Consider the following 18,941-nt stretch of genomic DNA (forward strand, 5'->3'; position numbering starts at 1 on the left):
TCAGAAAAAAGACCCCTAACTAAAGGGGTCAATCCAAAAATATCTCCTCTAAAGTCGGCTCTTCGACCTCCACACGGAAGATGTCTGTTTTGCAGGCAGTAAAGGCTCTTGTAATTTCTGCAATCCTTTTATCTTCATCCACAGTAATGAATGTCAATTTATCGCCAAACTGGACATCTGTCCCTTTGCCTTCCAACCATTGACGAAGCTTCTGTTCTTCTGAAACAGGGACAATGCTATGTCTGATTTTGACAATAATATTTGTACGGTAAAAGGCTCGCAGCTCATCCATCGTTCCAATTTTGACAATGCGTCCTTCCTTCATAATGGCAATCCTTGTACACAGCTTTTCAACCTCATCCAGATTATGAGAAGTCAAAAAGATTGTTTTGCCTTTGTTATGCAAGCTTTTAATCAGCCGCTGAATTTGAATAACGGACTCTGCGTCCATACCGGATGTTGGTTCATCTAAAAATAACAGCTCAGGATCATGAATAATCGCTTGCGCAACACCAAGCTTCTTCTTCATCCCAAAGGAGAATTTACCTGCTTTTTTATTGGCATGTTCAGCTAGGCCGACTGCCTCTAACGCTTCCATACAAGCACTTTTTTGTGCAGGCTTCCCTGAAAGAGAAGAGAAAAACCGCAAGTGCTCAAGTGCCGTAGTTGAACCATAGAAAGTAGAATAATCAGGCATCACACCGATTCTTCTTTTCACTTCTGTGGCTTCGGTATCTCCATTTAATAACGTAAATGATCCAGAAGTCGGCTTTGCAATGCCCGTCAGCATATTAATAAAAGTTGATTTTCCCGCACCATTTCTGCCAAGAAACCCAAATATCTCTCCTTTTTCCACTTTTAAGTCAATACCATTCACAACGGTTACTCCGTTATACACCTTTGTCATTTTTTGTGCTTTAATAGCTGTCATCAGCATTCCCTCCTTTTGAAGACAAGATTAGCTAAGTAAATTAGGATTCCTGCGAACAGAAGGACTACTACAAACGTATAATCCTTTTTATCGAAGTAATAATATGGATTTACATACTTCAGCCAACTAATCGCAGGATTAGTAGTGAGAACTAACCATCCCCCTAAAATAGGAAAGATTATACTTCCTATCATGCCAAAAAACATAGTAACACTTGGTTTTGGAATTAAAACTGATAAACATAGGACAAAAGCAATCTGTAATGTGAGCAGACTCATTGTCTGCGTGAATATCAAAATATTAATCTTTTTGGTAATAATGCTGATGATAAGAAATGATGTAAACAGAGAAACAAACCAAAATATCCAGATACCGAAGAATTTCCCGTAAAGAATAGAAGACCTCGACGTTTTAGTTACTAAAAACCGCATCGTCCGCTCATGTACTTCCCTGTTGATGCTATCATGGGAAAGGCTTGTAACAAACAGCTGCCCGAAAAACATAATTAAGAACATCACCCCTGCAACACTAGCTTCCTTTGTTGACAACTCCGCTATAGATGCTAATGGACCTGCGAACTTTGCAGAATAATATGCAGTAACTAAAAACAGTATAATAATCAGTATGGCTTTGACTCCTTTAAATAATTGAAAAAATTCTCTTTTGCCGATTGCAAACAAAATATTTCCCCTCCATTAAGTATCTTTATGCGTTCTTCCTCTATAATTAAGTGCCCTCCAACAGGATTATGAACAACACATGTAATATAAAAAATTCACTTCACTCCATAACTATCATTCTTTTAATTCTCATGGCTTTTTTTCTCCCACAGATGAAAGATGATCTGGCCGAACAATCCTACAATAAATAGAAGAAATAATTTATCGTAATGCTGTGCTGCAAAATCATTACCAAAATGTCTCGAAATTATAAGGAGCGCTGCTAAGGTTCCCATTACGCTGAATACTTTTTTCATTTTGTCACCTCATTTTTTAATCTATAAGGATTATATCTATCCTACCTTAACCCTGCTGAATCGGAACCTTAATTCTTCCTTAATTGCAAATAAATTACCAAAAAAATGATATGATATTTTTATATATTGTTGTATTAGGGAGATTATTTATATGGAAAATACAAGACTATTGATTGTGGATGATGAACAGGCAATCCACCAAATGTTGCGAATCATTTTGCAGAAAGAAGGGTTTGAGCGAATTGATGCGGCAGAAACAGCAGAGGAAGCGCTCAGGCTTTGTGGGTTCAACAGCTACGACCTGATTTTTCTGGATGTGATGCTTCCAGACCGAAGTGGTTTTGAAATATGTCCTCTCATCAGAGAAAAAACGAATGCTACGATTTTCTTCCTGACAGCAAGGTCTACTGATCTTGATAAACTGTCAGGCTTTGCGTTAGGTGCTGACGATTATATCACAAAACCATTTAACCCTCTTGAAGCAGTGGCGAGAGTGAAAGCCCATTTAAGGAGACATAAAGTCAGCAATGTGAAGGAAAGTGCCAATTATCAATTTGGAGATTTATCTGTCAACAGCTCTTCTGGTGAAGTTATCGTTAGAGGTGTTAAGGTGTCCTTACCAGCACAGGTGTATCAACTGCTGCTGTTCTTCTGCCAGCATCCTAATCAGCTCTTCAGTAAAGCCCAGCTGTATGAAAATGTGTGGGGGGAAGATTTTCTCGGTGAGGATAACACAATTATGGTTCATATCCGCAAGCTCAGGGAAAAAATTGAACTAGACCCCAGCAAGCCCCAATTAATCGTGACAGTGAGAGGGCTCGGCTATAAATTAGCCGCAGAAGGTCGCAACTAAATGAATATGCCTAAACGATTTATATTGCAATTCTTTTTTCAGCTTCTTCTTGTATCCTCCTTTATTGCTGTCCTTATCTTTATATTTTGGGTATTCTTCGGCTACACTTTAACAAAATTAGAAGTAAACAGTGATTTAACGAAAGCTGATGTTTCTTCTATAGAAGGCTCTTTTTCCATAGATAAAGGACAAATAACGATTGAATCTGACATAAAAAAGTTAGCTAAGAAACAGGATGGCTGGATTGCTGTACTTTCTAAGGACGGAAAACTTTTAAAAACATACAACACACCAGCAGATTTTGAGTTCACTAAAACCGATTATAAATTGCTTTTATCTGAAAATCAGTCATTGCAGCAGTACGATTATAAAATCTGGACAATACGTGAGAATACAAAAAAGCCCCTGATTATTCTCTTTGGAACAGAAAACAGCAGTAAGGGTATTTTAGAAACTATTAAAAAAGAGGTAAATTGGAAGAAAAGCCAATTGGATCTTTCAGAGGCTGTTAAAAAAAACATAAAGAACAGCCAAGGCTGGGTGCAGCTTATCAATGTGGATGGGTCAACCCAGGACGGTTTTATGGCAGATAATCAGAAGGACCACTATTCTGTTTATGAGTTATTGCAGCTGACTAAAGTGGAAAACAAGGATTCTTCAGCCTATTACTATGAACAGACAGGGCAAGTTCTCCTTGTTGGCACCGAAAAAGTGGATTACGGACAAATTGAGACTGAAATGATGAAGGCCTTTGGAAGTACTGCCTTTATCATTTTTGTTGTCAGCCTCCTTCTATTATTAGCGGTGACTATTGTGTTCGGCTATAGGTTTGGCGCCCCCCTTGTTACCATCATGAATTGGATTGGAGATCTAGGCAAAGGAGTTTATGGGGATGGACATTACAAGCACTCTGTAATAATGACGAAAAAAGGAAAGCTGAAAAAGAAATATAGAATATACAAGGAATTAATTACAACCCTGACTCAGCTGACGGAGACCTTGGAGCAAAATAAACAAGCAAGAATAAAGGCGAGTAAAGTCAGAGATGAGTGGATCAGCGGTCTTTCTCATGACTTGAAAACACCGCTTGCCTCTATTGGGGGCTATGCGGAGATGCTGCAGTCAGACCAATATTCATGGTCAGAAAGTGAGGTTCGGACATTCTCTGCCACAATTGCGGAAAAGGCGCAATATATGAAGCAGCTGCTTGAGGATTTGACCTTAACATACCAGCTTAGGAGCGACGCCTTCCCTATCGCTAAGGAAAACGTAGAGATAAATGAACAAATTAGGCGAACGGTCATTCATTATGTAAATGGACCTGCTGGACAGCAATATCAGTTTGTATTCCAGCCTTATGAAGGTTCTGTAATCGCAGCAGTAGATCCGAAATGGTTTCAGCGCATTATGGAAAATCTGCTTGAAAATGCCCTAAAATACAATCCGCCAGAAACGACTGTCACGGTATCCATCCGCAAGCTTGATCAGCATTTACTGATGATTATGATTGAGGATGACGGTGTTGGCATGGATAATGAAACATTGAACAGGCTGTTTGAGCGCTACTACAGAGGAACAAACACAAGCAGCTCTAATAATGGGACTGGACTTGGCATGGCGATAACGAAAAAGCTGATTGAACTCCATGGCGGCTCCATCAAGGTAAAAAGCGAACTTGGTAAAGGTACTTATATTCGCATTCTCCTTCCGCTTGCTGATGAATAAAAAAAAGGCTTCTTCCCAATAGGAAGAAGTCTTTTTTCCATTATGCTGTCTTCGTCTTCACAGCTCTAAGCTGAACAAACAGCAAGACAAATCCGACTACTGTAATGATTGGTGCCACCAGAACAAGATCTTGAAGTGGCAAATAAGTAACCGACAAGCCTCCTGCAAATGCACCGCCGGCATTGCCGAGATTCATTGCCGATTGATTTAGCGTGCTTGCAATTGTTGGTGCTTCTGCTGACAGCCCGAGTATGCGGAACTGGAGCATTGGCACCATGGAAAAGGCAAGGACGCCGAACAGGAATATGCCTGGAATCATCAATATTGTGGAGAATTGCAGCAGATACAGAACAAAGAAGTACAGAATGAAGATAACCAATATATACTGCAAGGATAAATTAATATTCCAGTCTGCCAATTTTCCGCCCACGATATTGCCAACTGTAACTCCAAGCCCGAACACGACGAGTATCCACGATACTGCTGCAGATGGGAAGCCTGTTACATCTGTTAAAATCGGTGTGATGTATGTGAACAATGTGAACACACTGCCAAAGCAGAACATTGCAATCAACAAAGCCAGCCATAACTGATTGTTCTTGAGGACAGCAAGCTCTTTTCTTAAGTCCGCCTTTTTCTGCTCTTTCGGCTTTGGCACAAGCATATATATTCCAATAAGTGTAATAAAGCCAATGACTGCGATAATGAGGAAGCTGCTCCGCCAGCCGAGCTGCTGGCCAACAAATGTACCGAATGGCACGGCGAGAATGCTCTACAAGACTTGCGGCCATAATTGCTCCTACTCCAAAGAACGAGCCGTGTGCCAATGACGTCAGCAAACGGGACGCCATAAGTACACCGTAGCTTGACGCAATTGTTGACATTAAGTTTCCGAGAATAAATATTACCATTAACAACATTAATAAGTTCTTTTGTGACATTTTATAGGTTATAAGGACAAGAATAGGGCCGCCGACTGCCACACCAAGGGCATAGCCAGTAATAAGCTGTCCTGCTGCAGCAATAGAAGAGTTAACATCCCTTGCCACTTCTGGCAGCAAGCCCATGATAACAAACTCTGTCATGCCGATTGCAAATGCGCCAATTACCAATGTCCACAATGCCACTGGATATTTTTTATTCATATAATTCCCCTTTCGATGCATCAAATAGGACCATTATATCGAAAAAAACAGCCCAATGGCTGCCTTCTCTTTAAAAAAGTAAAAAAAGAACAAGCTGCTTTTCAGCTTACCTCTACACCTCAATAAGCAAAAAGCAGCGATCATCTACCTTTATTCCTATCTCCTCATCGAGCTTTAAAAAATGGACAATTTTTTCCTTAATAGCGTGAATAGGCTCTTGTTCTTTCACCAATAAATTAAGCGTGTTAGCAGTAATGGCTTCTGTTACACCGTCTGTATATAAGAACAGTCTGCCGCCTTCTTGATAAGCAAAGCTGCTTTTTCGGAATGTTAAATCCTCAAATATGCCGATTGGCGGGATTGTTGATTTAAATTCCGTGATTTCTGTGTCTCTCCCAATCCACAACGCCGGAGGGTGACCTGCATTTATGTATTCTATCTCCTTTGTATTCGTGTCAATGGTTAAAAAGATCGCTGTACAATAATGCTTTATGCCATCACCATTGCGAAACAGAAGATGAAGCTGTGTATCAAGCTCTGCCATAATTTCCTCAGCGGTAGCGCCTTTCATAATCAACAGCTGAAACAGTGACCTGAGCGACATGGAAATCAAGGCAGACGAAATCCCATGCCCCATAACATCAAGAATGATAAATCCATACTTGCCTGGAGAAATTTGATAAAAGCTGTACATATCACCAGACAGCTCGTTTGATGACTGGTAATAAGCAGAAATGCTTATCTCCTCATTACTGAAAGGAGTGGATAAGGAAATGCCCTGAATGTTTTTAGCCAAATCCAGCTCCCTTTTGATTCGCTCCTGATATTGTTCCTTTTGTTTATTGAGTTTAATAAGCTCCTTTTGTTTAGCTTGCAATTCACAAAGAACCTTTTCAAGCTCTTTGTTTGTTTCAGCCGCTTCCTTCAAGGCTGCAGCAGCAATGTTTCTTGCCTTCAAAATCTCACTTTCAAACTCAAGTCGTTGATGCATCGGAACAAGCACACATTCAATGACAAAGACGCCTTCTTTCTTATGTCTATTTGCAAAAATCAAGGCAGGAATCTCCTCGCCGCCTTTTTTCTGCAGAGAAAAGTGCATTTCTTCAATTTTATTTTCATGACGAATTAGCGGAAAAAAATAAAGCTGGCAAAAGATCCTTGAGGGCTTCGTCAATAACTGATTCATATGCTTATTAATCAAGTCATGACGGTCAAACCCTAACAGCTCCAGCAAGGTTCTGTTGACGGACAGAATATTCCCGTTATCTGAAAGCATTAGAAAGCCGCATGGTGCTTCATCCAGTTGTCTATCCATACATCACCAGCTCCTTTCCCTTAATCAAGGGTGCCTAAATATTCTCTCATTAATTCAACCGTTTGGTCCGGATGGCTCAGATGAGGGCAGTGTCCAGCTGCATCAATTACTCTTATAAGACTGTCACGCATATTTTGATGCATATATTCACCGACTGCTTTTGGCGCAACCACATCATCTGAACACTGAATAATAAGGGATGGCACAGAAGCTTTCGCAAGTTCTTGGCGATAATCAGAGAAAAACGTAGCAATCGCAAACTGACGGGCAATAACTGGATCTGTCGAACAAATGCTGATCATCAGCTCTTCTGCAAGAGAAGGCTGGTCTTCATTCGCCATGACCATCGCAGCAAAACCTTTCGCCCAGCCGATATAGTTTTTGTCGAGCAAATCAATCAATCCGTGAAGCTCTTCCTCCTCAAACCCTCCATAGTATGGCGGCTTGTTCAAATAGCATGGTGAAGGACCAATCATGATCAGATTGCTAAAGCATTGCGGTCTTTCCAAGGATGCCAGCAAGCCGATAATGGAACTGACAGAATGGCCAACAAAAATAGCATCCTCGAGCTGCAGCTCATCGCAAATGTCGAGAACGTCCTGTACATAGCCGTGCAAGCTTTCATATTTCTCTTGATCATATTGGGAGATGTCAGATTTGCCAGAACCGACATAGTCAAACAGGACAACTTGATAGTCTTGTTCAAAAGCACTGGCTGTCCAGCGCCACATATTTTGGTCACACCCAAACCCATGGGCAAAGATCATTGTTTTGGAGCCGTTCCCACTAACTTTAACATTATTGCGATGTGTTATTTTTGGATGCTGTCCCATTTAGTCCCCTTTTACTTTTTCGTTTTAGTTGATAAGGTCATTATATGCTAAAAAGTCTTGAAAATTAAATAAAATAGTTCAAAGTTTGAATATCTTTTTTTTGAGATTTTCACTAGACAAAAAGACATCTTCCTATGAAGATGCCTGCTAGTTTATTAATTATTAATATATTTTTCAAATACGAAGCCGAAATCTTTTACATTGTATTTCTTACGGCTGTTCATGAGCCAGTTAAAAACTTGATCATTAATGTTGCGGAAATGCTCGGAAACATCTCCCTCTATTGAAGCACGCACTAATGTACTAGACGTAATTTGCAGACTTTCCTTCGCAAATTCCAAAGAAATTTCGTTTTCCTGTGTCAGTTCACTGATTCGGATTAATGCTTTATATAAATCCTTGATAGCTTCAATATGGTTTTTATGTATATCAATGCTGAATGGAACAGTTCCCATCGAAAACTTAATTTCCACATCGAGATCAATCGTGCCTGCTGTTTCCATCGACACATTAGAAATCGCATGCTCTTTATACGAATATCTTTTCAAGCTTCTCTTTTTGCTGATTGCACTCGTACCGTCAAGATGGACTAACGCCCTGTTTGTAAAGCAATATTCATCTGTCTTTGATTTAATCAAAAAGTAAATTTTTTCATTATCCTCATGAAGGATATAATCATCAGCATCTACTTTATCATAATCAGAAGGGTGAATAACACTTCCTACATCACTTAAACCTAATGCATCAGACGCGATTTTTTTAAACACGGGTGAGTTCCTCCTTAAATGGTAATCTTCTAGTATATTACTCCATTTATTTACATCCACTACTATTATTTTAGCTTATTTAAGGAAAGGTTGAAAACTATTTTTCGAAAAGTTGTGCCATTTGTATCTAGGAAGAAAGTATCTTACATAAGAAAGAATACAAACATATACTAATAATGGGGAATTTTTTGTTTATTGTAAATCTATCACACAGTCCTATCGAGGTGTTTTAATATGGAAAAGGTTTATATCGACTCTGATCTTATCGGCAGGTCATTCATCTGCTCTCTTCTATCGGCAATAACGCTTAGTCTTGTTTTTATTTTATTACGGTCAACTTATTTTTCTTTTATGGAACTTATCATTTTTTCTCTTATTATCTTTTTCTTTTATTTGTTTATCGCTACACCGCTGCAAATTAAGCTGAACCAAAAGCCTAAAAGCTTCAGTATTAAATATCTTCTCATCTATCTGATTGGCTCTGCGATTACTAATGCTGTCTTGTTAATGACTATGCATCAAAATCCTTTTAATTTCCTGGAGTTTTATTTAATGGTTTTAGCTGGTGCCATTATTTTTTGGATTTATGATTCGGTTTTGCTGCAGCAGCAGGAATAGTATAAATAGTAAGGTTTTTCTTATTCCAAGATCTTAGTTTAATAGTTCTCTTCATTTTTCCTTCACAATTAATTATACTGCAACCGCCCACTTTCTTGGTAGCGTTTTCATTACACAAACCTCTTTGCGAAACATTGAACAAAACCTTCTAGAATGCAAATCACATGATAAAATAATGCTGCATAATTAAAAGCAACCCGATTAATATTCAAGACCAAAGCCATTGGTAAAGTGCTCAAATTTTTACAACATTTCAGCTATTTCCAAAACAAACAATAAGGAGTTGAAACCGATGTCAGCAGACCAATCAGCATTTTAATTCCCATTTACTTATTCATAATGCTTGTACTAGCAGAAGAACAAAATATCGTACTAATTACCTCGATATAAAAAAAAGGGAAATCAGCGAATGGCCTGCACTCGTCCGACTTTCCCATCTGTTAGCCTTACTTTTATTCCATGTGGATGGAAAGAGGAATTTGTGAGAATATCTTTAACTACTCCAACGGTTCTCTTTCCTGTTTTTTGATCTGCTTTTAAGACGATTTCAACCGTTAGCCCGGAGGTGATGTCTTTTCTGTTTTGGCCGTTCATTAGACGCCCATTCTTCTTCGCTGGTTGTTCGTTTTTTTCGTTTGCTGGCTGTTCATCTTTTGCATTTTTGTATTGCCGTTAAGATTTGGGCCTTGCTGAGATTGTTGCTTTTTATTGGCAAGCTGCTGCTTCATTGCATCCTTTAAGCTTACTTTTTTCTTTTCTTGTTCTGACATTTTGTTTTCCTCCATTGCATTTTTGACTTGCTATTGCTACTATAACACACACCTAAATAGGAAGAAATCATTCTCTACAATTCATCGGCGAATTGATTCAGTCTTACTGCCATTTCCTGAATTTCCTCCATAAATGCACATGTTTGCTTAATTGAATTTGCCTGTGACTCCCCAATAGATGCTATCTTCTCAATCGAACGATTCATTCTGCTTGTCGCCGCCTTTATCTGTTCCATTGTAGCGTGGATTTGCTGGGTTGATTGAACAGTATCTCGGGAAAACTTTCTAATTTCATTTGCGACAACTTCAAAGCCCTTCCCCTTTTCGCCTGCTCTGGCCGCCTCGATTGCTGCATTAAGACCAAGCAAATTTGTCTGATCCGCAACCCGCTTAATAAGAGACAACACCTCTGTCGATTTATTCACCTCTCCTTCTGCTTGTTTTGATTGCCCAAGAAGTTCCTGTGAGAAATTAGCCAAAGATCCAGAGCTGTCTGTAATCATGCCAATTTGTTTGTTTGCCTGCAATAAAGAAGCGAGCATTTGATTGACAATCTCCCGCAGTTCAGTCTGCCTGCGCACTTGCACAGCAATCCCGCCAATCACCTCTCCCTTTGTATTAACAATCGGCGTTGCTGTGCCGATAAATTCAAATCCATAAAAATTTGCTGGAACGGAGGACTTGAACGCTTTTTTATCCCGAAGAGCAATGGCAAGAGGTTCCTCTCGTGAAAGCAGCTGGTTTACTTTAATTTTCAAGTCGATTGCATCTCCAGGAAAATAGGCGACAAACTTTTCTTTATCACAAATGGCAATCGACAAGTCTAACGGGATAGCCATTTTCATCATAGGGATAATGTCGATAATGCTTTCTAATGATTCTGCTCTGTTTAACAATCGTAGAACTCCCTTCCCGCGTAATACTCTTAGTATCACTTAAGCAAGGAAATACTAAACATCTCTACACATTAGTTCAATCGACGTTTATAATACAAATATAACCAATTTTTTAAGTGCGGTGATTTTTTGTTCAAAATATTATTAATTGAAGATGACGCAACCCTTTTTGCTGAAGTAAAGGACCGGCTCAGCCAGTGGTCTTATGAAGTATATGGGATAACTGACTTTTCTAAGGTAATGCAGGACTTTTCGACAGTAAAGCCTGATCTCGTTATCATAGACATCCAGCTTCCGAAGTTCGACGGATTTCATTGGTGCCGCATGATTCGCTCTCAATCAAAGGTGCCGATTATTTTCCTGTCCTCACGAGATCATCCGACTGATATGGTCATGTCGATGCAGCTTGGAGCTGATGATTTTGTCCAGAAGCCCTTCCATTTCGAGGTGCTAATCGCTAAAATTCAAGCAATTCTCCGCCGTGTGTACAATTACAGCCTAGAACAGACGGAAAAGAAGACTTGGTGCGGTGCAACCCTCGATTATGAAACAAACACTGTAGCTAATGAAAATGGCACAATCGAACTGACAAAGAATGAAGCTTTCATCTTAAAATTGCTTGTTGAGCAAAAGAATAAAATTGTCAGCCGAGACACGCTCATTGAACATCTTTGGAATGACAGCCGCTTTATAAGCGATAATACCCTTACAGTGAATGTTAACCGGCTTCGCAAACGGCTTGAGGAGATTGGAATCGGAAAGTTTATTGAGACGAAAGTCGGCCAAGGCTATATTGCCATTGAAGAGGACGAGCTATGATTTGGAAATTTATTAAAGAAAAACAAAGCTGGCTTTTATTTATTTTGTTTCTCCTAGCATTGAATCTGGTTGTGGCAGCACTTGATGATACAATTGCCTTCACATCAGTTCTATATACTGTATTTTTGTCTTTGCTGTTTTGCCTGCTGTATTTGTTTTGGAGATATCAAAAGGAAACAGCTTTTTATAAGACTTTGACCGAGCGGGACGATAATCTTGATTTATCAGGTATCGCTGTTCCTGAAAGTCCATTCGAGGAAATTGTCGCCGAAAGTCTGAGACAACAAACCTTGTTGTTAAAAGAAGAGCTGCTCACAAATACAGTCGCATTAGAGCAAGAAAAAGACGACCTCCTCTCTTGGATTCATGAAGTAAAGACACCTATGACAACATTGCGACTTCTAATTGACCGGATTGACGATAAAGAAATGCGAGGCAATTTAACATATGAATGGCTGCGGATACATCATCTTCTTGACCAGCAGCTTCATTCAAAACGCTTGCCTTTCATGCAAAATGATTTGTATGTGGAAAAAGTATCTTTAGAGGATATTTTGTACGATGAAATTCGCACATTGCAGACATGGTGTATCCAGAAAGGAATTGGTTTTGAGGTTGAGCTTTCAGAAACCGCAGTGCTGACAGACAGTAAATGGCTGGCATTTATTATCAGACAGCTGCTGACAAATGCCGTTAAATACAGCGAAAAAGCAGATATTGTCATTACAAGCAGCAGGAAAGACGAGCAGATTATACTGCAAATCCGTGATTTTGGAATCGGCATGGAGAAAAAGGATTTGCCGCGTATTTTTGATAAAGGCTTCACATCTACAGCTAACCATCAAAACCAGCATGCGACAGGCATGGGATTATACCTTGCCAAAAAGGCAGCAGATACCCTCCATATTACAATGGAAGTCGATTCCTTGCCGCAAAAAGGAACAGCATTCACCTTGACCTTTCCAAGAAAGAATGACTTTGTCCATTTGTTAAGCAATGCAAGCATGTGACAAAACTGTCACATGCTTCTTCTATTTTGTTCGCTGATTCGAAGGATGAGACAGTTCGAGGTGCCTATAATGTAGATATAAACAAGTGGTTAGGAGAGTGACTTAATTTGATGATATTAGAAGCAAATCAAATTCAAAAAAGCTATGGAAACAAATTTAATAAACAAGAGGTGCTCAGAGGTGTCAGCCTGTCTGTTCAAAAAGGCGAGTTTGTCAGCATTATGGGAGCTTCTGGTTCTGGAAAAACAACATTGCTTAATGTGCTGTCTTCCATAGATAAAGTAAGCAACGGAACCATTAAAATTGAAGGCAGTGAAATAACCGGGATGAGGGAGAAGCAGCTTGCTCAGTTCCGTAAAAACAACCTCGGCTTCATCTTTCAAGATTATAACCTGCTCGACACACTGACAGTGAAGGAGAATATCCTTCTTCCCTTGTCAATAACGAAAACACCAAGAAAGGAAGCAGAAAACCGCTTTACAAAAATCGCCAATGAGCTCGGCATATTTGAGCTAAAGGATAAATATCCAAACGAGATTTCCGGCGGCCAGAAGCAGCGCACATCTGCAGCCAGAGCTTTTATCCATGAGCCGAGCATCATCTTTGCTGATGAGCCGACTGGTGCATTGGACAGTAAATCAGCTTCTGATCTTTTGAACAAGCTGAGCAGCTTGAACGAAACACTTGCCGCAACCATTTTGATGGTTACACATGATCCACTTGCTGCGAGCTATTGCAGCAGGGTCATTTTCATTAAAGATGGACAAATTTACACACAGTTAAATAAGGGAGAGCAGGACAGACAGCATTTCTTCCAGGATATCATGAAGACACAAGGAATTTTGAGCGGGGTGCAATATGAACATTAATCAGCTCATTTTTCGCAATCTTGTCAAAAACATCAAGCATTATTACTTGTATGTATTTGCCTTGATTTTCAGTGTCTGCTTGTATTTCGCTTTTGTCACCCTTCAATATGATCCGTCTATGGATTCGGTGGAAGGAACGATTAAAGGCGGTGCTGCCATTAAAGTTGCCTCTATCTTGTTAGTCGTTATCGTCTCCATTTTTCTTTTTTATGCGAATATGATTTTCATTAAAAGACGCAGCAAGGAAATCGGACTGTTCCAGCTGATTGGCATGACGAAGGAAAAAATCTTTTGGCTTCTAGGAATGGAGAACTTCCTGTTATACTTTGGAGCGCTTTTCATCGGTACCTTCATCGGCTTTTCCTTTTCAAAGCTAATTATCTTAGTTTTATTTAAGATAACTGGCGTAAAAGGAATTGCAAAACTTCATTTTTCAAATGAGGCATTAGTACAGACAATTCTTGTGTTTGCAGTCATCTATATCTTCATTATGCTGATGAATTACATCTTCATTAAAAGACAAACAATCTTAAACTTGTTCAGAGTAACATCATCTGCAGAAGGCAGAGTTAAAAAAATGTCCGTCATGGAGATTATTATCGGGATTATCGGGATAGCAGGAATCATCTCAGGCTATTATGTTTCGTCAAAGCTGTTTGATGGCGATTTTCAGACAATGAATGCATTGTTTGGTGCGATGGCCTTTATATTAGGGTCTGTTATACTTGGCACCTATCTCTTCTATAAAGGGTCTGTCAGCTTTCTGTTCAATCTTGTCCGCAAAAGCAAAAACGGCTATTTAAACATTAATGAGGTCCTGTCTTTATCGAGCATCATGTTCAAGATGAAATCCAATTCGCTTCTGTTAACCATTATCACAACTGTATCAGCGCTTGCGATTGCCTTGCTGTCGTTATGCTATATCTCCTACTATTCTGCTGAGAAAAATGCAGAGACTAGCATCCCCGCTAATTTTTCATTCGGATCGAGTGAGGAAGCTGCGTTGTTTACAGAACAATTAACCAAAAATAAGATAGCATATGACGAAACAAAGATTGACGTAATAATGGCTGATATTAATATCGGCAAAATTTTAAAGGCGGATTTCAACAATCTTAATTTCGACCCGAATATGACGACACTTGCTGTTGTAAGCGAAAACAGTGTGAAAGGGGTCGATTTAGAGGAGGATGAATCATTATTCACAAACTATGATGGTGCATTAAAAGAATTTATGCCGATGAAAAACACTGGAGATATAACGCTTGAAACAAAGGACGAAGCAATCCCGCTGCACCTCATTGGTTTAGATGACGTGCCAGTTATATCCTATAAGTACACAGCTGGCGGGATGCCGACAACGATTGTCGACGAAAAGGTATTTGCTCAGCTTAACAGCAACAAAAATGACAAGCTGCAGTTAGCTTCAAGCACTTATTTCGGAGTTGATATTAACAAAAACGCGGAGATTGAAAAAGCGAATGACATTTACCATGACCTTAAATTAGAGGAGCAGGAATTCAGCCTTTCCCGTCTCGATATGGCCACTAACAACAAGTCTAATATGGGACTGACTATGTTTATCGTCGGATTTCTAGGTTTGACCTTCCTTATCACTTCCGGCTGTATTCTTTACTTTAAACAGATGGATGAAGGCGAAGAGGAAAAGCATAACTACACGATTTTAAGAAAGCTTGGCTATACGAAGGGTGATCTGCTCAGAGGAATTCAAGGCAAGCAGCTGTTCAGCTTCGGAATTCCCCTTGTGATTGGTCTTGCTCACAGTTATTTTGCTGTCCAATCAGGCTGGTTCTTTTTCGGAACAGCATGGACACCAATGCTTACTGTTATGGTCGTCTACACGCTTCTCTATTCCATCTTTGGACTATTATCTGTCCTATACTATAAAAAAGTAATAAACAACGCGCTTTAAAATCTTTACCTATTATTGGCAGTTTATCTTCTGTCAGAAGGTCTATATATACTTTATAACCTTTTAAGGAGGATGATAGAAATGAGTAACTTTGACCAATACAAAGACAAAGCTATCGATGCTGCGAAAAAGGCGCAAAGAAATGAGAAAGTCCGAGACAAAGAAAGAGATATGGGTGAAAAGTTAAAGGATAAAATGAAAGATAAGTTTAATAAATAACCCGTATAAAAAGAGCAGGCTAGTTTACGTTAGCCTGCTCTTTTCATTGGGCAAATTTGGAGTTGCTGCCCCCTCCTAACATTTCCTGTGTAAGGCTTGGCAGCACTATTTCCACAGTCGTCCCACTACCTACCCTACTTTTAATGTTTAATTGGCCGTGATGGCCCTCTTCAATTATCTTGAAGCAGGTCATTAATCCAAGTCCTGTCCCCTTCTCCTTTGTTGTATAGAAAGGTTCGCCGAGTGTCGCAAGTCTCTCTTCTTCAATGCCAATCCCTTGGTCGACAATTTGAATCGATATCTTGTCTTCTTCTAGCGCTTCTACTGTTATCGCAATAATTCCCCCGTTTGGCATTGCTTCGATCGAGTTTTGCAGAAGGTTAAGGAATACTTGCTTCAAACGGTTTTCTTCACAAAAAATCATCGGGATGTCTTCATCCATCTTCGTGTAAATTTGTGTATTATATAAATTGGACTGAGCATTGATAAAGGTGACAACATCTTTAATAATATCTTTAATATTTTTCTTTTTATAAACGTCTGCAGTCGGTTTAGAAAGAAACAAAAACTCTCCGACAATCGTATTTATTCGCTCTATTTCGGATAGAACAATATCCAAATATTCATTCTGCTTATCATCAGACTTTAACAGCTGAATAAATCCTTTGATGGAAGTAAGAGGATTGCGGATTTCGTGGGCAATTCCTGCAGACATTTGCCCGAGCAGCGCCATTTTCTCTGACTTCTGCACATATTGGTTCGTCTGCTCTTTGCGCTCTGTAATATCTGTGCCGAGGGAAAGAACGGCATCCTTGCCGTCAAAGGCAATCGACAGACAGCTGACCTCAAAATAAAACACCGATTTGTCGAATCGCATCATTTTATATTCAATATTGTGGAGCGGCTTCTTCTCTGTTTTGACAAGACTCATCCGCATTTCCCAGCGTTCCTTGTATTCAGGTGCAATGAATTCTCCGAAGGACCTGCCAATCAGCTCACTAGGAGAGTTCGCCCCCATCATTAGAACTGCTGCCTTATTCACATAGATAATTTTGTTCTTGTGATGAATAAACACCGGCTCTGGCAGGGAATCAACTAGCAGCCTGTAGCTGGTCTCACTCGAACGGGCTTTTTGCTCAAAATAGCTGCCTAAGTCAATATGATAGCCGACAAACCATGCAATGGCCGTAAAAATGAAGAAGTCGATTGTAAAGAAAGGCTCTTGGTCTGCTATCTTCTGATACAACGTAAATAGGACCGAAACTAACACCAACACAACTTGTCCAGTTCTTTTCATATTTGGAGGTTTCCCCATCATATCCATTGCTCCCATGCAACATAATAGTATTAACACGTTCTTTATGATGAACATTCTTTTCTCTTATTCTACCATCTGATTGGTGGAATTGGTAAAAATTTATGATTGTTTTTTTACGGCTAGATTATGTGTCTTTTGTCAAAAAATCTGCAGAAATCGCAAAAAGATCATTTCTTTATTGTTATATAGCTTTATTTTTCTTCTACCCTTGTAGCTTGCGGTCTCAAACGCTGTCTCATTATTCACACACTAATGCAAAATAAAGAATTCTTGTTCATGAAAACCCTTTCTTATTGTACTCTCCAGAAATACAATTGTATTCTTAGGAAAAATTTATTATGATAGTTAAGTTGAATCAAGAATTATAGATAACCAGCTGAAAGATGCTTTTTAATAAAACTGCAAGAAATGAGATTGGTTTTATTCCAACTTCATCATTTCGTTGCCGGAAACCTACTCCATGAGCATTATCATATTTTGAAAATTACGGCTGCTAAATCGTGAAAGAGGGGATATAAATGTCAAACAACAACAAGCTTTCCCAAGGCTTAGAATCACGTCATATCCAGATGATTGCATTAGGCGGAACAATCGGAGTCGGACTGTTCCTAGGCTCTTCCAGTACAATCGGCTGGACAGGCCCATCCGTTTTGCTTGCATACGCAATTGCTGGAATGTTTGTATTCTTTATCATGCGGGCAATGGGAGAAATGCTTTATCTAGAGCCTAGCACAGGTTCCTTCGCCACATTCGGCCATAAATACATCCACCCGCTTGCAGGCTATATGACTGCTTGGAGCAACTGGTTCCAGTGGGTAATTGTCGGCATGTCAGAAATCATCGCTGTCGGAGAATATATGAACTACTGGTTCCCTGATTTACCGCCATGGATTCCAGGATTAATCGCCATGGCAATACTAGGTGCTGCTAATTTAGTATCTGTAAAATCCTTCGGAGAATTTGAATTTTGGTTTGCCATGATTAAAATTGTTACAATCGTGCTCTTAATTGCAGCAGGCTTAGGCATTATCTTCTTCGGATTTGGAAACGGCGGACAAGCTGTCGGCTTATCAAATCTATGGGCACACGGCGGCTTTTTCTCAGGCGGCTTCACAGGATTCTTCTTTGCCCTTTCTCTTGTTATCGGTGCCTATCAAGGAGTTGAATTGATTGGGATCACTGCTGGAGAAGCAAAAGATCCAAAGAAAACACTAACAAAGTCAATCAACAGCATTATCTGGCGCATTCTTATTTTCTATATTGGCGCGATTTTCGTTATTGTTACAGTGTATCCATGGGATCAGCTCAGCTCTGTCGGCAGCCCGTTTGTAGCAACATTTGCTAAAGTCGGTATCACAGCTGCTGCTGGTATTATTAACTTTGTTGTTATCACTGCTGCCATGTCAGGCTGCAACAGCGGTATTTACAGTGCAGGACGCATGCTTTATACATTAGCAATGAACAAGCAAGCACCAGCCTTTTTTGGAAAACTAACTTCAAATGGCGTACCATTATTCAGCACAATCGGCGTTATGGTCGGATTATTAGTTGGTGTTATCTTAAGCTATATCGCACCAAAGGGCATCTTTGTTTACGTTTATAGTGCAAGTGTCTTGCCAGGAATGGTGCCATGGTTTGTCATCTTAATCAGCCAAATTCGTTTCAGAAAAGCGAAAGCAGCCGAAATGGGCAGCCATCCATTTAAAATGCCATTTGCACCTGTAACAAATTATGCAACTATCGTATTTCTATTAATCGTCCTTGTCGGCATGGCCTTCAATAAAGACACACAAGTCTCTCTTGTTGTCGGAATCATCTTCCTTCTCTTAGTTGTCATCAGCTTCTTCGCTTTTGGCATCGGCAAGGAACGCCCAGACAAAAAGGACACTACTACAACAGCAAACCGTTAAATATAGAAAACAGCACTCCTAACATTAAGGAGTG

General features: G+C 39.6%; 19 protein-coding genes and 1 pseudogene. 9 read left to right on the forward strand and 11 right to left on the reverse strand.

What is annotated here, in order from left to right:
* Nucleotides 1–28 precede the first annotated feature (28 nt).
* The 3 genes from LXM54_RS13540 to LXM54_RS13550 all read right to left on the reverse strand — a co-directional run bounded on the left by LXM54_RS13540 (nucleotide 29) and on the right by LXM54_RS13550 (nucleotide 1,907).
* A complete protein-coding gene (locus tag LXM54_RS13540) occupies nucleotides 29–931 on the reverse strand; it encodes an ABC transporter ATP-binding protein (protein WP_233315745.1) in 903 nt (300 codons plus the stop codon).
* The gene (locus LXM54_RS13545; RefSeq protein WP_233315746.1) at nucleotides 931–1,611 is read right to left on the reverse strand and encodes an ABC transporter permease; all 681 of its coding nucleotides are present in this window, start codon (nucleotides 1,609–1,611) and stop codon (nucleotides 931–933) included. Before LXM54_RS13545 ends, LXM54_RS13540 begins: the two co-directional genes overlap by 1 nt.
* Nucleotides 1,612–1,733: 122 nt before the next feature.
* Nucleotides 1,734–1,907, reverse strand: a complete 174-nt coding sequence (locus LXM54_RS13550; protein WP_233315747.1) for a hypothetical protein — start codon at nucleotides 1,905–1,907, stop codon at nucleotides 1,734–1,736.
* A gap of 151 nt (nucleotides 1,908–2,058) precedes the next feature.
* On the opposite strand from LXM54_RS13550, the gene LXM54_RS13555 reads away from it, so the two are divergent.
* Nucleotides 2,059–2,760: a response regulator transcription factor gene (locus LXM54_RS13555; RefSeq protein ID WP_233315748.1), complete on the forward strand. Its 702-nt coding sequence runs from the start codon at nucleotides 2,059–2,061 to the stop codon at nucleotides 2,758–2,760.
* Entirely contained in the window at nucleotides 2,761–4,485 is a 1,725-nt protein-coding gene (locus tag LXM54_RS13560) for a sensor histidine kinase (RefSeq protein ID WP_233315749.1), read from the forward strand.
* Between the two features lie 40 nt (nucleotides 4,486–4,525).
* Here the strand turns inward: LXM54_RS13560 and LXM54_RS13565 are convergent.
* The 4 genes and pseudogenes from LXM54_RS13565 to LXM54_RS13580 all read right to left on the reverse strand — a co-directional run bounded on the left by LXM54_RS13565 (nucleotide 4,526) and on the right by LXM54_RS13580 (nucleotide 8,545).
* Nucleotides 4,526–5,651: pseudogene (locus LXM54_RS13565) on the reverse strand (MFS transporter).
* Nucleotides 5,652–5,742: 91 nt separating this feature from the next.
* Nucleotides 5,743–6,945, reverse strand: a complete 1,203-nt coding sequence (locus LXM54_RS13570) for a SpoIIE family protein phosphatase (protein WP_233315750.1) — start codon at nucleotides 6,943–6,945, stop codon at nucleotides 5,743–5,745.
* Between the two features lie 20 nt (nucleotides 6,946–6,965).
* Nucleotides 6,966–7,778: an alpha/beta fold hydrolase gene (locus LXM54_RS13575; RefSeq protein ID WP_233315751.1), complete on the reverse strand. Its 813-nt coding sequence runs from the start codon at nucleotides 7,776–7,778 to the stop codon at nucleotides 6,966–6,968.
* 155 nt (nucleotides 7,779–7,933) lie between these two features.
* Nucleotides 7,934–8,545, reverse strand: coding sequence for a PH domain-containing protein (locus LXM54_RS13580; protein WP_233315752.1), 612 nt, complete (start codon nucleotides 8,543–8,545; stop codon nucleotides 7,934–7,936).
* Nucleotides 8,546–8,779: 234 nt separating this feature from the next.
* Between LXM54_RS13580 and LXM54_RS13585 the strand changes: the two genes are divergently transcribed.
* On the forward strand, nucleotides 8,780–9,163 hold the full coding sequence (locus LXM54_RS13585) for a UPF0715 family protein (protein ID WP_233315753.1): 384 nt from the start codon (nucleotides 8,780–8,782) through the stop codon (nucleotides 9,161–9,163).
* A 402-nt stretch (nucleotides 9,164–9,565) separates the two neighbouring features.
* Here LXM54_RS13585 and LXM54_RS13590 read toward each other — a convergent pair whose 3' ends face one another.
* The 3 genes from LXM54_RS13590 to LXM54_RS13600 all read right to left on the reverse strand — a co-directional run bounded on the left by LXM54_RS13590 (nucleotide 9,566) and on the right by LXM54_RS13600 (nucleotide 10,781).
* A complete protein-coding gene (locus tag LXM54_RS13590; RefSeq protein WP_233315754.1) occupies nucleotides 9,566–9,757 on the reverse strand; it encodes a YwbE family protein in 192 nt (63 codons plus the stop codon).
* On the reverse strand, nucleotides 9,757–9,933 hold the full coding sequence (locus tag LXM54_RS13595) for a hypothetical protein (protein ID WP_233315755.1): 177 nt from the start codon (nucleotides 9,931–9,933) through the stop codon (nucleotides 9,757–9,759). Before LXM54_RS13595 ends, LXM54_RS13590 begins: the two co-directional genes overlap by 1 nt.
* A 74-nt stretch (nucleotides 9,934–10,007) precedes the next feature.
* Nucleotides 10,008–10,781: a methyl-accepting chemotaxis protein gene (locus tag LXM54_RS13600; protein ID WP_442780489.1), complete on the reverse strand. Its 774-nt coding sequence runs from the start codon at nucleotides 10,779–10,781 to the stop codon at nucleotides 10,008–10,010.
* Nucleotides 10,782–10,958: 177 nt separating this feature from the next.
* Here LXM54_RS13600 and LXM54_RS13605 point away from each other — a divergent pair, with 177 nt between their 5' ends.
* The 5 genes from LXM54_RS13605 (at nucleotide 10,959) to LXM54_RS13625 (ending at nucleotide 15,679) form a co-directional block, all read left to right on the forward strand.
* Nucleotides 10,959–11,648 carry a response regulator transcription factor gene (locus LXM54_RS13605; RefSeq protein ID WP_233315757.1) on the forward strand — a complete coding sequence of 230 codons (690 nt, stop codon included), beginning with the start codon at nucleotides 10,959–10,961 and terminating at the stop codon, nucleotides 11,646–11,648.
* A complete protein-coding gene (locus LXM54_RS13610) occupies nucleotides 11,645–12,658 on the forward strand; it encodes a sensor histidine kinase (RefSeq protein WP_233315758.1) in 1,014 nt (337 codons plus the stop codon). The genes LXM54_RS13605 and LXM54_RS13610 overlap by 4 nt, the downstream gene beginning before the upstream one ends.
* Before the next feature lie 107 nt (nucleotides 12,659–12,765).
* On the forward strand, nucleotides 12,766–13,527 hold the full coding sequence (locus LXM54_RS13615) for an ABC transporter ATP-binding protein (RefSeq protein ID WP_233315759.1): 762 nt from the start codon (nucleotides 12,766–12,768) through the stop codon (nucleotides 13,525–13,527).
* The gene (locus tag LXM54_RS13620) at nucleotides 13,517–15,460 is read left to right on the forward strand and encodes an ABC transporter permease (RefSeq protein ID WP_233315760.1); all 1,944 of its coding nucleotides are present in this window, start codon (nucleotides 13,517–13,519) and stop codon (nucleotides 15,458–15,460) included. The genes LXM54_RS13615 and LXM54_RS13620 overlap by 11 nt, the downstream gene beginning before the upstream one ends.
* An 81-nt stretch (nucleotides 15,461–15,541) precedes the next feature.
* Entirely contained in the window at nucleotides 15,542–15,679 is a 138-nt protein-coding gene (locus LXM54_RS13625) for a hypothetical protein (protein ID WP_233315761.1), read from the forward strand.
* Between the two features lie 43 nt (nucleotides 15,680–15,722).
* Here the strand turns inward: LXM54_RS13625 and LXM54_RS13630 are convergent, their stop codons facing one another.
* Nucleotides 15,723–16,997 carry an ATP-binding protein gene (locus tag LXM54_RS13630; protein WP_233315762.1) on the reverse strand — a complete coding sequence of 425 codons (1,275 nt, stop codon included), beginning with the start codon at nucleotides 16,995–16,997 and terminating at the stop codon, nucleotides 15,723–15,725.
* A gap of 518 nt (nucleotides 16,998–17,515) precedes the next feature.
* Between LXM54_RS13630 and LXM54_RS13635 the strand changes: the two genes are divergently transcribed.
* A complete protein-coding gene (locus tag LXM54_RS13635) occupies nucleotides 17,516–18,907 on the forward strand; it encodes an amino acid permease (protein ID WP_233315763.1) in 1,392 nt (463 codons plus the stop codon).
* The last annotated feature ends 34 nt before the right edge of the window (nucleotides 18,908–18,941 follow it).

Source organism: Bacillus sp. Au-Bac7 (assembly GCF_021341655.1).
GTDB lineage: Bacteria > Bacillota > Bacilli > Bacillales > Cytobacillaceae > Niallia.